Source organism: Streptomyces sclerotialus, from assembly GCF_040907265.1.
Classification (GTDB): Bacteria; Actinomycetota; Actinomycetes; order Streptomycetales; family Streptomycetaceae; genus Streptomyces; species Streptomyces sclerotialus.
The window spans coordinates 653,009-666,427 of the sequence record NZ_JBFOHP010000002.1 but is presented as its reverse complement, the minus strand read 5'-3'; the positions used below and the strand labels follow the sequence as shown (position 1 = coordinate 666,427).

Genomic DNA, 13,419 nt, shown 5'->3' with positions numbered 1-13,419 from the left:
GGACGAAGGACGGACCCGCGTCACGGGGTGCAGACGAGGACGCTGAGGGAGCTGTACTCGCACGCGATCACACTCACCTGGCTGCCGGTGGCCAGGTCGCCGGCGGCCTCCTCGGCCGGGGTGTCCATCGCCTGAAGGTCCAGAAGTGCCATGACGGTTACCTTTCTGGGGAGAGTGTTCCGTTGTGATGAGCGGTTACTTGCCTTCGGCCCCTGGCTGGGACCGGTCCGTGGGCCGCCGCAGCGGCGGGAGGAAGGGCAGGTGCGCCCGGTCGGGGCGGTGCACACTGCCGAGGGCGAGCAGACATCCGGCGGTGCCGGTGGACAGGTCCATCGACAGCCGGGACAGCTGCTCCCCGGGGAACGCGAGCTCCCCCTGCCAGGGGATCGCGTGCCAGGCGAGGAGTTCCGAGAGCCGGCGCACGTCCTCGCGCAGGCCGTCACCGGGCGTGGCGGTGCGGGCGAGATGCAGGATCAGACCCGCCACGCCGCGGAACAGCCCGGGCTGGACGTAGAAGGAGGAGCGCGCCGCCTGGAGGATCTCCGCGCGCGCCGTCGCGAACTCCTCGTCCGCCCGGTGGACGAGGTAGTCGTCGAGGACCGTGCCGATGCCCACGCTGCCCCCGCCGAGGTACGGCATCGTACGGCGGGCCTCGCGGACCACCAGCGCCCCGTGGTCGTCGCGGACACAACGGGCGAGGTCCCTGCGCAGCGCCGTCGCCGCGGCGTCCAGGAGCGCGGGATCCTCGTAGCACTCGTACAGGCGGATGAAGAGCAGCGCGGACCCGGACGCACCGTGCAGCAGACCGGCGCGCGCGTTCCCCGCGGGTGTGCCGGCCAGCCGGCGGGCGGCCAGCTCGGCGCAGCGCAGCGCCGTCTTCTGGAGTGCCTCCTCCCCGAGGAGCCGGGACAGTTCCAGCAGGGAGAGGCCGACCCCGGCCAGCCCGGAGTGCAGACCGGCGTTCAGGCCGTCCAGCGGCTGCCGGGCCACCAGGTGGGCGAGTTCACCGGCCGCCGTGCGATGGCCCAGCCGCGCCAGGACCCAGGCCACACCGGACAGCCCGTCGTAGAAGCCCGCCGGGGTCCCGGACTCAGCCTCCTTGCTGCGCCGCAGCAGCCACTCCTCACCCTCCTCGCAGCGGACGCCCGCGCTCTGCAGCGCGTACAGGACTCCCGCGGTGCCGTAGCCGAAGGACCGGCCGCCGCACGGCGAGGCGAACTGGGCGATGTCGCCCGGGAAGAAGCGGTCGTCCCGCTCCGGTGTGGCGGAGCCGAGGACGGCCCGCACCATGGAGTCCCGGCTCGCGGGCCAGTCGTCCGGACGTACCGGGAGGTACGCGGGCCGTTCGGGCGCCCCAGCGGGCGCGGGCGGGGTACCGGTGATCTCCGCGACCGCCTGGTCCAGGAGCTCGCGGCGTACCGGATATCGGTCGGCGATGATGTCCGCCAGATGACCGGCCTTCGCCCGGTCGAGCGGGAAGAGCGTGGTGAGGGGCACGAAGAGCGCCAGCCTCAGGCAGGCCAGTGCGTACCGGTCGATCGCCTTGCCGCGGCGGTCGGCGGGCGCGACGAACGCGGGGTTGGCCACCACCTGCCGCCGGTTCTCCGCGGCCGGTGTGGCGGCCTCGAAATCCAGCAGGGTGACCGAGGACTCGTCCGGCGCGACCATCACATTGCTCATGTGCAGGTCCCCGAAGACCAGACCGCGGTCGTTGACCTGCCGCACCGCCCGTTCGACCAGCCGGTACAGCCGTTCCGCCCATTCCGTGTGCGCGGCGAGCCGCTCGGGCTCCGGACCGGGCTCGGAAAGGGGGAACCTCCGGGCGAAGAGGGTGTTGAGCGTGGTGCCCTCGATGTACTCCAGCACCATGAAGTAGTGCTCTCCGAGGGTGAAGGAGTCCAGTACCCGAGGGACGCAGTCCAGGCCCGCCAGCCGTTCCAGCGCCCGCTGTTCACGCCGTAATCGGGCCACCGCGTCGGCGCCGTCGGCCGCCAGCCCGGCGTGCGGGCGGCCTTCCTTGAGCACCACCGGCCGGCCGGTGCGCCGGTCGCGCGCCGCGTAGACGCCACCACCGTTGGAGAAGTGCAGTGCCCGTTCGACCGTGTAGGGCAGGTCGGCCAGGCTGTCCGCGGACCGCGCCGCCAGGTGCGGCGCGAGGAACTCCGGGGGAGTCACCCACTCCGGCAACCGGAAGACCGGCCCGCGCGTATCGGGTACGAGCTTCCCCTCCGGGTCGGCCACGGCGGGGACGAGCACACCGTCGTCGGCGTGGCAGTACCGCCGGGCGAACGCGCCGTAGCGGAGGTGCACCGGACCGTCGCCCCAGCGCAGATCGCTCAGGATGTACGGGCCTTCTTCGCCGGCCAGCAGCCGGTCCAGCTCCCGCGCCGCCTCCTCGCACCGCCGCTCGTCCTCGGGGTACACCGTGAGGAACTTGCCGCTGCCCGCGCGGTCGGCGTACTTGGCGTTCTTGATGTGCAGCAGATAGCGGCTGGGCACGAACTTGAAGGCGAGCCGCTGCCCGAAGCAGTACCCGGCGGCCTTGCGCAGCACCGTGCCGGCGTTGTCAGGACCCGCCGAGACGTGGATCTTCCACCCCTGTGCGGGAAGCCGTGTGCCGGCCGGTGAGAACGCCGTCCAGTCGCCGCTGTTCTGCCGCTCCCACTCCGGTGGCAGCGCGAGGTCCGCCTCCTCCTCGAAGAGGGTGCCGCGCTCCCGTTCCCCCGCCACCCGGCGTGGTGCGTCGTAGAACCAACGGTCGGCGTCACAGTAGACGGCGTACTCCGGGTTCACACCCACCTCCCGCGTCGTCCCTCGGCTCGCTATCGGTGGCCGGGCGGCGCGGTGTGGCTGCGCTTTCGTCCCCGGCGCACCGACGTTCTCATGACGACAGCGGGCACCAACAGTCGCAAATGTCACGTGAGTTGTGTGGGAAACGCATATGCCTGCGGAAGGTCCCCCGTGCCCGCCGTCCGCGTCGTAGCGCAAGAACCCCGGTGAGCGGGGTATTCCACCTGCTCACCGGGGCCGTCCTGCTCAGCGTCGCGGCCGCGGCCGGCTCACAGCGCGGGGTGTGCGTTCTTCAGCAGTTCCTGGAACTGTGCGGAGAACCACTGGCCGGAGAGCGGGGCGTTCGGCAGCGCCCCGGACATCTGGTATCCGTTGCGGGCGTTGCCCGTGTACGACGGGTCGCACATCCGGTCGAAGCCCTTGCCCTCGTCGTTCGGGATCTCCTTGCTGGCCCCGTCGGACTCGCCCGGCGGCTTCATCCAGACGTACGCGTCGATGCCCGGCGCGGGGGCTGCCTTCGGCCGTTCGCCGAGGCCTGCGCCCGCCTGGTTGCACCAGTTGCCCACGTGGATGCGCCGGTCGATGCGGCCGCCCTCGACGTAGGTGTCCACACTGGTCCTCGCCCCCGGCGCGGTGGGCCGTGCCGTACCTCCCCAGCCGTTGCGGGAGGTGTCGATCAGCATGCCGACGCCGGGATCGAACCCCACGGAGACCAGTTTGTCGCGGAACGCCTGCGCGAAGGACTGCTCGTCCACGTACCGGTTCCAGTCCACCCACTTGGACTGGCGCACGGACACGCCGTTGACCGCATCGTCGACGGAGAAGTGTTCCTCCTTGAGCGCGCTGTAGTTGGCCGTGTTGGTGATGAAGCCGTGCACCTTGCCGAGCGTGCTGCCCTCGGCGGTCGCCGCCTGCTTGAACATTTCGGCGGAGGGGCCGAGGTTGTCGTCCCAGCCGATCCAGCCGTGGTGCCCGGCGTCGACGTAGTTGTAGACGTTGGGGACGGCGCCCAGCTTGTTGAGGGCGTAGCCGACGCCCTTGATGTAGTTGCCGTTGGCCTTCATCGTGTCGCACTGCGGAGTCGCGGTCGGCCTGCCGCTGACGTTGGTGACCAGGTTCGGCAGGGAGTCGATCTCGACGGTGGTGACGATGCGCAGCGACGCGTACTTGGAGTCGGCGAGGATCGCCGCGATCGGGTCGATGTACTGCGTCTTGTACTTGTCGATCTCGGTCGGGCCGAGTTCACCGTTGGAGGCGAGCGCCGAGCAGTCCCGGCCCGGGAGGTTGTAGATCACCAGCTGGACGACGAGTTCGCCGTCGCCCTTCTGTCTCAGGGCCTCGTCCAGGTGGTCGCGCAGGCCCATGCCGCCGTTCACGCCGTTGATGGCGGCGATCCGGTCCAGCCAGACACCGGTCGGCTGGTCGGCGACCTTGCTGCCGCCGGGCTCGGCCGCGGCCTTCGCCGACCACTCGGGGTTCACGTACCCCTTGGCTCCGGCGTACGGGTTGTCGACCCTGGCGGCAGCCGGTGCGGCGGCGCTCGCCACCGGACTCAGGGCGGTGGCCGTGCCGGCGCCGGCCATCAGCAGGGCGCAGGCGGCGAGCAGTGCGGTACGCCGTCGGGGCGTCGGGGTGGGTAACGAGCGGCTCATGATGTCCGTCCTTCGGTGTAGTTGGCGCCTCGGTACTCGCGCTTGATGGGGGCGGTGCCCAGTCGGCGCTGCTCGTCGAGGGAGAACGGGAGGAACGGGCGAGGGGGGTGTCGCATGAGCGACTCCTTGCAGCTCGGATGCGTTCCAGGACGCATGTGCCGACTGATGGAATCGTGCCCACTAGCGCTTCCGTTTTCGGAAGGTACCGCCATGCGAGTTCACGCAACAGAGGCAGCACGTGCCTTTTTCAAAGCCTCCGTTCGACACTTCAAACGGCGTGTCACTTCTCTTGACCGTGCTGCCCCTCGCGGTCATATTGGGCACGTTTCCATCGGCACCTGACGAGGTGTGCGCTGTCCGCGTGCCTTCATGCCTTCACGCTTTGGCAGTTCACCACGCGCTCACGCCGCGATCGGACGGTGGACCGCACCTCGTCATGTACCGGCCGCCCTCGAGCCGCAGGCTGAGGCACGCACCTGACATGTCCGATCCCATGAGGAGCGTCCGCATGCGCAGATCCGCGCTCGCCCGGCCCGTCACCCTGTTACTCGGTACCACCCTCGTCGCCCTCGCCGCCGCCGTGCCCGCCGAGGCCGGCGGCCATGGCGCCACCGCACTCCCCGCCGTCACGCCCCGGGCCGAGACGCCCGCGCTGTACGACGACGAGGCGGGCGGCAACGCCGACGCGGACGACCCGGCGATCTGGCGCAACGCCGCGGCGCCCGGCCGCAGTCTGGTGATCGCCACGGCCAAGGAGGGCGGCCTGCGGGTCTACGACCTCGACGCCAGGCCCGTGCAGTCGGTCCCGGCACCGCCGGCGCCCGGACCTGACGACGCACCGGGCCGCTTCAACAACGTGGACCTCGTGCACGGCCTCCGCCTGCCGTCCGGCCGTACCGACCTGGCCGTGACCACCGACCGCGGCCACGACACACTCCGCATCTACCGCATCGACCGCGACCGGCCGGGCGGCCCGCTCACCGACGTCACCGACCCGGCCGCACCGCCGGTGTTCTCCGCCGACCAGGCCGAGGTCAACGGGCAGCAGACCGCTTACGGCCTCGCCACCTGGACCGACACCGCGACCGGACGGTCGTACGCACTCGTCAGCCGGCGCGACCGCACCACCCTCGCACTGCTGGAGCTGACCGCCACCACCCACGGCAAGGTCGGCTACCACACGGTCCGCACCCTGGACCTGCCGTCCGCGTTCCGGCTGCCCGACGGCAGCTCGTGGACGCCCTGCGCCGAACCCGGCGAGCTGCCCCAGGTCGAGGGCATGGTCGTCGACCTGGCCGACAACATTCTCTACGCGGGTCAGGAGGACGTCGGGATCTGGCGGCTGCGGGCCGACCTCACCTCGCGGCCCCAACTCGTCGACAAGGTACGGGAGTACGGCGTCCCCGGCCGGTACGACCCGGGGACCGAGGAGTGCACCCCGGGCGCCGATCCCGGCTACGGCGGCACCCGGCTCTCGGCCGACGTCGAGGGCCTGACACTGCTCACCGAGGCCGACGGGGACGGCTACCTCCTCGCCTCCAGCCAGGGCGACGACACCTTCGCCGCGTACGACCGCGAACGGGACGAGGACAACGAGTACGAGGGCGGATTCCACGTCGCCGCCGCCTCACGGGAGCTGGACGGCTCCGAGGAGTGCGACGGCGCCGCCGTACTGAACGCGCCGCTCGGCGCCCAGTACCCGGACGGCCTCCTCGTCGTCCAGGACGGCCACGACACCCCGGCGGACGGCGACCGCGCCGCCACCGGCTTCAAGTTCGTGGACCTCGGTGATGTCATGCGGGCGGTCGACGACTGAGGACCGCCCCCGCCCTGCCCCGTCGGCGCCCGCCTGCCGGGTCCGGCCCGAACAGCTTGATGACGGCTCCCCGTGCCGTGAGCCGGGTGGCATGCTGTCAGGCAGTGTGCGCCTCCTGCACCGAGGCGGTGGGGGAGGGGCACGTTCCGGTTCCGGGATGTTCCGGGAGGCTTCGTCATGGTGTTGCTGTCCCTCCTGGGTCGTGGCCGTACGCGCCGGCGGGCACGGGCCCGTCTCGCGGGAGCCGCCGTCGCGGTGGCGGTGGCGTTGCCGGCGAGTGGGTGTTCCGGTGGGGGCGACCGGGACGGTGCCCGTGGCGACACCTTCGTGTACCTCTCCAGCCGGGGTCTCGTCACCGAATGGGACCCGGCCCGCTCGTACTCCGACGAAGTGGTGGTCCTGTCGAACGTGTACGAGACCCTCACCCGCTACAACGCCGACACCCGTCGGACGGAGGGAGTGCTCGCGACCCGGTGGACATCGTCGGAGGACCGCCGGACCTGGACGTTCACCCTGCGGGACGGCGTACGGTTCCACTCCGGGCGTCCGCTCACGGCCCAGGCGGTGAAGGCGGCCGTCGAGCGCACCATGCGGCTGAAGGCCAGCGCCTCCTACGTGTGGGACCCGGTGAAGAAGATCGTCCCACTCGGGACCCAGCGGGTCCGCTTCGAGCTGTCCCGGCCGGCACCGCTGGACATCGTCGCCTCCGCCACGTACGCGGCGTACATCTACGAGGTCAGGAACGATGCCGAGGACTACCGGGCCACCAGCCGGGGCACCGGTCCGTACACCATCAGTTCGTGGCGGCCCGGCAGTGAGAACGAGGTGGAGCTGACCGCCTTCGCGGACTACTGGGGCGGCTGGCGCGGCAACCGCTACACAAAGGTGATCTACCAGGCGGTGCCGCAGTCGTCCACGGCGGCGCAGCTCATGAGCTCGGGAAAGGGCGACTACGCCGGAGGGCTGCCGCCGCAGCTGATCGACACGCTGCGCGGTCGGCCGGGCGTCACCGTACGGGAACGGCCCTCATGGCAGACCCTCATCGGCCTGCTGAACACCCAGAAGGAACCGCTCGACGACATACGGGTGCGCCGGGCCGTCGTGAACGCGCTCGACTACGGGGAGCTCACCGCCGCGAGCAGGGGCGCACTCGTACGCTCCGACGGCATCATTCCGCCGGGCCTGCTCGGGCACACCGCCGACCCCGACCTGCCCGGTGACCGCAGCCTTGCGCGGAAACTGCTGAAGGAGGCCGGGTACGGGCCGGGCAGCGGCCGGACCGTCGAACTGGAGATGACCTATCCGGCGGGCGACGACACCATCCGCACCCTCGGCGACCTGATGACGGCACAGCTGCGCCCCTTGGGCATGGACCTGAAGGTCAAAGGCCTGGAGTGGACATCGGCCCAGTGGCCGCTCGCCAAGCGGAAGGATCCGGACGAGCGCCAGGACGTCTTCGTCATGTACTGGTGGCCGGACGACCCCGAGTCGCTGTCGTACTACCGCAACGTGTTCCGTACCGAGAAGGAGATCTCCTACAACCTCGCCTACTACTCCAACCCCCGGCTCGACCGGCTCATCGACCGGGTCGGCGCGCTCACGGCCACCGACCCGGACCGGGCCGTGCGGACCTACCGCGCCATGCAGGAGATCGTCATCGACGACGCGCTCGTCCTCTTCCTCGGCACCACGGTCTACCAGCGGGTGCTGAGCAGCGACGTCGTGGGGTTCACCGACAACCCGGCCTACGCCAACGTCGTGTTCGTCCACGACCTCACCTACCGCTAGGACCGGAGGCGGACATGGTGCGCGCCGGGAACGGCCGCGGAATGCCGGTGTTGCTCTACACGGCCCGCCGGACGGGACTGTCCGCCCTGGTCGCCCTCGGGGTGGTGGTGCTGACGTACTTGATCGCACGCGTGGTGCCGAGCGACCCGGCCGGTGTATGGGCGGGGCCCCGGGCCTCGGCCGCCGCGCGGGCGCGCGTCCGCACCGAACTGGGCCTCGACCGCCCGGTCCACGAGCAGCTCCTCTCCTACGTGGCAGGGGTGTGGCGCGGCGACTGGGGTGTTTCGGTGCACACCCACCGTCCCGTCCGCGACGATCTGTTCGGACTGTTGCCCAACACCTTGCAACTGGTCCTCGCCGGGCTGGCCATCGGACTCGTCGTGGGGGTGCCCGCGGGGCTGGCCGCGGCACGGTGGCACGGACGGTTCCCCGACGCGCTGGTGCGGGCCGGCGCACTGCTGAGCGCCGCGATGCCGGTGTTCTGGCTGGCGCTGCTCCTCCAGATGTTCTTCGCGAGCCGGCTCGGACTGCTGCCCATCGCCGGCAGCTACGACCGCACGGTGCTCGCCGAGCACCCGGTGACCGGCGTCACCGGGCTGCCGTTGCTCGACGCCGTGCTCACCGGCAACCGGGCGGCGGCCGCCAGTTACCTCGGCCATCTGATCCTGCCTGCCCTCGTGGTGGCCACCTATCCGGCCGCTGTCGCCGCCCGCCTGGTGCGGGCCGGCGTCCTGGACGCCCTGGGCGAACCCCACATCCAGATGGTGCGGGCCCTCGGCTTCCCCGAGCGCGCCGTGCTCGGCCGTTTCGCGCTGCGGCTCGTCTGGAACCCGGTCCTGCAGCTCAGCGCGCTGGTCTTCGGGTACTCGCTGGTCAACACCTTCCTGGTGGAAGCCGTTTTCGACTGCCCGGGACTCGGGCTGTACGCGGTCGACGCGGTGAAGTCGCTCGACGCGCCGGCCGTCGTCGGCGTGACCCTCCTGGTCGCGTTGGTCTACCTCGCCGCGAACCTGGCCGTCGACCTGGCCCAGGCCGTCCTCGACCCGCGTATCCGACTGAGGTGACCGCGCATGACGGCCTCCCCCTCCCTCTCGCGTCCCTTCCGCGCCCGCCGGGTCCCCGGTGCGCCGCGCGGCCGGTCGACGCTGGTCCTGACCGTCGGCGGGCTGCTGCTCGTCGCGCTCCTGGCGCTGCTCGCCCCCGTGCTCGCCCCGTACCCGGAACTCGCCACCGACACCGCTCAGGCACTGCGTCCGCCCTCGTCCGCCCATTGGTTCGGCACCGACGAGCTGGGCCGCGACGTGTTCTCCCGGGTGCTGTACGGCGCGCGGACCGGCCCGGTGGTCGCGGTGGCGGTCGTGGCGGTGTCCCTGCTGGCGGGTACCGCGATCGGGCTGGTCGCCGGGTACTTCGGCGGATGGGCCGACGAGGCGCTGATGCGCCTCACCGACGTCTTCCTGGCGGTGCCGGCGCTGTTGCTGGCGCTGGTCCTGACCACGGTGCTGACTCCCGGGCCGGTCGGGCTGACGGTGGCACTGGCCGTGACCTGGTGGCCGTGGTACGCCCGGCTGGTGCGCGGCGAGGCCGCGTCGGTGACCGGACGCGCGTACATAGAGGCGTGCCGCGCCCTCGGGCTGGGCCACCGCCGTACCCTCTTCCGGCACGTCCTGCCCAACGCCTCGACCCCGTTGCTGGTCCAGGCCTCGACCGACGTCGGCGGGGTCCTCCTCGTCGCCTCCGGGCTGTCCTTCCTCGGGCTGGGACCGCAGCCGCCGACACCCGACTGGGGGCTGATGGTGGAGCAGTCGCAGAACTACTTCACCACCCACTGGTGGCTCGGCACCTTCCCCGGCCTGGCCATCATGGTGGTCGCGGCGCTCTGCTTCCTGCTCGGCGACGCACTGCGCGACCGGCTCGACCCCCGGTACGTCCCACCGCCACGGGCCTGACCGATGGCCACCGCCGGCGACGCACCGTTCCTTCAGCTGCGCGACCTCCGCGTCCGGTACGGCACCGCCGATGCCGTACCCGTCGTCCACATCGAAGAACTCGTCCTGGCCGAAGGGGAGTTCCTGGGCCTGGCCGGGGAGAGCGGGGCAGGCAAGACGACGGCCGGGCTGGCGGTGCTGGGGCTGTCACGCCATGCGGGCGCCCGGGTGACCGGCAGCATCCGGCTGGCGGGCGAGGAGCTGGTGTCGGCGCCGGAGCGGCGGCTGCGACGGCTGCGCGGTTCCACCATGACACTGATCCCGCAGAACCCGGCGGCCGCGTTCCACCCGGTACTGCCGGTCGGCGCGACCGTGCTGCGCGCCCTGCGGCTTCACGGGAGCACCCGTGCCGAGGCCCGGCGCCGGGCCGTCACCGGGCTGGAGAGAGTGGGCCTGTCCGCCGCGCACCTCTCCCGTTACCCGCACCAGCTCTCCGGCGGACAGCTCCAGCGCGTGGCGATCGCCCTGGCGTCGGCCCTCAGGACGCGGCTGCTCGTCGCCGACGAACCGACCAGCTCGCTGGATGTGACGGTCCAGGCGGAGATCTGCGCGCTGCTGGCGGAGCTGCGCGCGGCGCACGGCACGGCCGTACTGTTCATCAGCCACGACCTCGCGCTGCTGGCCGGGTTGTGCGACCGGATCGCGGTGCTGCACCGGGGCCGGGTGGCCGAGGAACGCCCCGCGGCCGACCTGGTCGCCGCGCCACGGGCCGATTGCACCCGGCGGCTGCTGGCAGCGGTACCGGAACCGGGCGTGCCGACGGGCCCCGGGCCGGGCGGCGGGCACCGGCACGCCGAAGCACACGGTGCGGCGGGCGGCGGAGGGGCGGACGACGATGCTTGAGGCGCGTGACCTGACCGTGGTGCACGACGGTACGGCCGTGGTGGAGGGGGTGAGCCTCACGCTGCCGGCGGGCCCGTACGGCATGGGGCTGATCGGCGAAAGCGGTTCGGGCAAGACGACGGTGGCCCGGTGCTTGGTCGGCCTGGTGACGCCCACGCACGGCACGGTGTGTTTCGAGGGCGAGGACGTCCGCGGCATGCGGCGGCCGCGCGCGTACCGGCGTGCCGTCCAGATCGTCGTGCAGGACACCGAGGGCGCCCTCGACCCGCGTATGCGCGTGGGCACGGCGATCGCCGAGGTGCTGCGGGCACACCGGATGGTGCCGCGCGGCACCGAGCGCGGGCGCGTCGCCGAACTGCTGGACGACGTGGGGCTGGCCGCCGAGCACGCCACGCGCTTCCCGCACCAGCTGTCCGGAGGGCAGCGCCAGCGGGTGGCGATCGCCCGCGCGCTCGCGGTACGGCCGCGCTTCCTGGTCCTGGACGAACCGACCAGCGCACTGGACACGACCGTACAGGCCCGCATCCTGGACCTCCTCCGGAGACTGCGTGCCGAGCACCGCCTGTCGTACCTCGTCATCTCCCACGACCTCGCCGTGGTGGCACAGCTCTGCCCCCGTGTGGCCGTGCTGCAGCACGGCAGCGTCGTGGAGGAAGGCCCCCTCCGCGACGTACTCCGCACCCCCCGGCACCCCGCCACCCGCGCGCTGCGGAACGCGGTGCCGCGCCTCCCTCGGCGTCCCCCCGGGTGACCGTGGTGACCACGCTGGCCGTGGGGGCCTTGACGGGGGACGCAAGTGTTGAGAACGTTCTCAACCATGGCTGATGAGAACGTTCTCCACGAGTCTGCGGGCAAGCGGTCGGGTGAGGGGCCGGGCAAGCGTGTCGTCGTCGTGGGCGGTGGCATCATCGGGGTGTCCACCGCCACGCACCTGCAACGTGACGGTGCCTCGGTGGTGCTGGTGACCGAAGGCGAGCTCGCCGACGGTGCGTCCGGCCGTTCCCTGTCCTGGCTGAACTCGGCCGGTGCCCGCTCGGATGCGTACCATGCGCTCCGTGTCGCGGGTATCGACCGGTACCGCACGCTGTTCGCGGCCGACCCGAGCCGGGAGTGGCTGCGTTTCGACGGCGGGTTGTACTGGGCGTCCGCGGGGCAGCGGGAGAAGGTTGAGCGGCGCCACCGGCACGAGGTGGCACACGGCTACGACTCACGTCTCGTCGCGCCGTCCGCCGTGCCCGAGCACGTCGCCGGTGTGCGGCCGGACGCGGTCACCGAGGTCGCCGTCGTCAACCCTGGCGAGGGCTGGGTGTCCCTGCCCGAGCTGATCGGCCACCTGGTCGGCGAGTTCACGCGGCACGGGGGAGAGGTGGTCACGCATGCGGGCAAGGCCCGCGTGGTGGTGGACGGTGGTACGGCGCGCGGTGTCACGACGGGCGACAGGCGGCGGTTCGACGCCGACGCGGTCGTCCTCGCGTGCGGCGCGGCCACGCCCGCCGTCGTGGCCGAGCTCGGGGTGACCGTCCCGGACGGCTCGCCACTGTCGATGCTGGTCGTCACCGAACCGGTGGAGTCCGGGGTCACCGCCGTGCTGAACACCCCGCGCGTCGCGGTGCGTCCGCACCCCGGCCAGGCGTTCGCGCTCGACCACTCCTGGTACGAATCACAGATCGACGAAGCCCCGGACGGCAGCTGCACGGTCGACGAAGCCGTGGTGAAGGAACTCGTCGCGGCGGCGAACGCACTCCTCACCGGGAACGTCACACTGACCGCGGCCTCGTGGAAGCTCGGCCGCAAGCCCGTCCCGGGTGACGGTGAGCCCGTGTTCGGTGAGCTGGCGCAGGTGCCGGGCTGCTTCGTCGCCTTCACGCACTCCGGTGCCACGCTCGGGCTCATCGCCGGCGAGCTGATGTCCTACGAGATCCTCACCGGCGCCAGGCATCCGATGCTGGAACCGTTCCGGCCGGAACGGTTCCAGCACGCGTAGCTGCCGGTCAGCGGATGTTCACGTCGATGCACGCGTAGAAGGCGTTGGAGGTGTCGGCGATGTTCCACACCGCGAGCACCTTGTGCCGCCCCGTGGCGCTGCCGAGGTTGACCTGGTGCGAGACCGTCTCCGGCGGCTGCTGGTTGTTGCCGTTGATGGTGGCGACCTTGGTGCCGTCGACGAAGTACTCGTAGTTCGCGGTGCGGTGGCGGGCGGTGAACTTCCAGGTGAAGGTCGTGGTGCGGCTGACGTCGCTGACCTTCCAGCCCTTGCTGTCGTCGTCCAGCTCGGCGAATCTGGAGTTGCCGCCGCTGCAGCTCCGCAGGCCCTTGGGGCCCTCGACGCTCTGCGGCTCGTACTTGATGGCGCCGCACGGGACGATGCCCCTGGCGCACTGCTCCTGGCGGCTGGCCGGTGCGTTGACCCAGCCGTGTGCGGATGCCGAGCCGGTCGGCAGGGTCAGCGCGAGGACCGGTGCCAGGGCCGCGCCGATCGTGGCGGCCAACTTCCGCTTGCTGTCCATGCGTTCTCCTTCATGGGGGTGGTGCATGGGAGGGG

General features: G+C 71.7%; 11 protein-coding genes. 7 read left to right on the top strand and 4 right to left on the bottom strand.

What is annotated here, in order from left to right:
* Positions 1 to 20: 20 nt before the first annotated feature.
* The 3 genes from AAC944_RS03100 to AAC944_RS03090 all read right to left on the bottom strand — a co-directional run bounded on the left by AAC944_RS03100 (position 21) and on the right by AAC944_RS03090 (position 4,442).
* Positions 21 to 152, bottom strand: coding sequence for a SapB/AmfS family lanthipeptide (locus AAC944_RS03100; protein WP_030606899.1), 132 nt, complete (start codon positions 150 to 152; stop codon positions 21 to 23).
* Between the two features lie 43 nt (positions 153 to 195).
* Positions 196 to 2,793: a class III lanthionine synthetase LanKC gene (gene lanKC / locus AAC944_RS03095; protein WP_030606902.1), complete on the bottom strand. Its 2,598-nt coding sequence runs from the start codon at positions 2,791 to 2,793 to the stop codon at positions 196 to 198.
* Positions 2,794 to 3,059: 266 nt separating this feature from the next.
* Entirely contained in the window at positions 3,060 to 4,442 is a 1,383-nt protein-coding gene (locus AAC944_RS03090; protein WP_078888211.1) for a glycoside hydrolase family 6 protein, read from the bottom strand.
* Between the two features lie 508 nt (positions 4,443 to 4,950).
* On the opposite strand from AAC944_RS03090, the gene AAC944_RS03085 reads away from it, so the two are divergent.
* The 7 genes from AAC944_RS03085 to AAC944_RS03055 all read left to right on the top strand — a co-directional run bounded on the left by AAC944_RS03085 (position 4,951) and on the right by AAC944_RS03055 (position 12,861).
* Positions 4,951 to 6,258 carry a phytase gene (locus tag AAC944_RS03085; RefSeq protein ID WP_030606908.1) on the top strand — a complete coding sequence of 436 codons (1,308 nt, stop codon included), beginning with the start codon at positions 4,951 to 4,953 and terminating at the stop codon, positions 6,256 to 6,258.
* 177 nt (positions 6,259 to 6,435) lie between these two features.
* Entirely contained in the window at positions 6,436 to 8,046 is a 1,611-nt protein-coding gene (locus tag AAC944_RS03080) for an ABC transporter substrate-binding protein (protein ID WP_063759846.1), read from the top strand.
* A 14-nt stretch (positions 8,047 to 8,060) separates the two neighbouring features.
* Positions 8,061 to 9,110: an ABC transporter permease gene (locus tag AAC944_RS03075; RefSeq protein ID WP_196942679.1), complete on the top strand. Its 1,050-nt coding sequence runs from the start codon at positions 8,061 to 8,063 to the stop codon at positions 9,108 to 9,110.
* A gap of 6 nt (positions 9,111 to 9,116) precedes the next feature.
* Complete coding sequence (locus AAC944_RS03070) at positions 9,117 to 9,995, top strand: ABC transporter permease (RefSeq protein WP_030606918.1); 879 nt, start codon at positions 9,117 to 9,119, stop codon at positions 9,993 to 9,995.
* Positions 9,996 to 9,998: 3 nt separating this feature from the next.
* Positions 9,999 to 10,877: an ABC transporter ATP-binding protein gene (locus AAC944_RS03065; RefSeq protein ID WP_063759847.1), complete on the top strand. Its 879-nt coding sequence runs from the start codon at positions 9,999 to 10,001 to the stop codon at positions 10,875 to 10,877.
* A complete protein-coding gene (locus tag AAC944_RS03060) occupies positions 10,870 to 11,628 on the top strand; it encodes an ABC transporter ATP-binding protein (protein WP_030606924.1) in 759 nt (252 codons plus the stop codon). Before AAC944_RS03065 ends, AAC944_RS03060 begins: the two co-directional genes overlap by 8 nt.
* Positions 11,629 to 11,694: 66 nt before the next feature.
* Positions 11,695 to 12,861 carry an NAD(P)/FAD-dependent oxidoreductase gene (locus tag AAC944_RS03055; protein WP_051871259.1) on the top strand — a complete coding sequence of 389 codons (1,167 nt, stop codon included), beginning with the start codon at positions 11,695 to 11,697 and terminating at the stop codon, positions 12,859 to 12,861.
* Between the two features lie 7 nt (positions 12,862 to 12,868).
* On the opposite strand, the gene AAC944_RS03050 is transcribed toward AAC944_RS03055, so the two are convergent.
* A complete protein-coding gene (locus AAC944_RS03050) occupies positions 12,869 to 13,384 on the bottom strand; it encodes a lytic polysaccharide monooxygenase auxiliary activity family 9 protein (RefSeq protein ID WP_030606932.1) in 516 nt (171 codons plus the stop codon).
* Between the last annotated feature and the right edge of the window lie 35 nt (positions 13,385 to 13,419).

Excerpts from the sequence above, each read along its gene's own strand:
- AAC944_RS03050 (WP_030606932.1), bottom strand. The coding sequence starts at position 13,384 with ATGGACAGCAAGCGGAAGTTGGCCGCCACGATCGGCGCGGCCCTGGCA.
- AAC944_RS03075 (WP_196942679.1), top strand. The coding sequence starts at position 8,061 with ATGGTGCGCGCCGGGAACGGCCGCGGAATGCCGGTGTTGCTCTACACG.
- AAC944_RS03090 (WP_078888211.1), bottom strand. The coding sequence starts at position 4,442 with ATGAGCCGCTCGTTACCCACCCCGACGCCCCGACGGCGTACCGCACTG.
- AAC944_RS03080 (WP_063759846.1), top strand. The coding sequence starts at position 6,436 with ATGGTGTTGCTGTCCCTCCTGGGTCGTGGCCGTACGCGCCGGCGGGCA.
- AAC944_RS03060 (WP_030606924.1), top strand. The coding sequence starts at position 10,870 with ATGCTTGAGGCGCGTGACCTGACCGTGGTGCACGACGGTACGGCCGTG.
- AAC944_RS03100 (WP_030606899.1), bottom strand. The coding sequence starts at position 152 with ATGGCACTTCTGGACCTTCAGGCGATGGACACCCCGGCCGAGGAGGCC.
- AAC944_RS03070 (WP_030606918.1), top strand. The coding sequence starts at position 9,117 with ATGACGGCCTCCCCCTCCCTCTCGCGTCCCTTCCGCGCCCGCCGGGTC.
- AAC944_RS03065 (WP_063759847.1), top strand. The coding sequence starts at position 9,999 with ATGGCCACCGCCGGCGACGCACCGTTCCTTCAGCTGCGCGACCTCCGC.
- AAC944_RS03085 (WP_030606908.1), top strand. The coding sequence starts at position 4,951 with ATGCGCAGATCCGCGCTCGCCCGGCCCGTCACCCTGTTACTCGGTACC.
- AAC944_RS03055 (WP_051871259.1), top strand. The coding sequence starts at position 11,695 with ATGGCTGATGAGAACGTTCTCCACGAGTCTGCGGGCAAGCGGTCGGGT.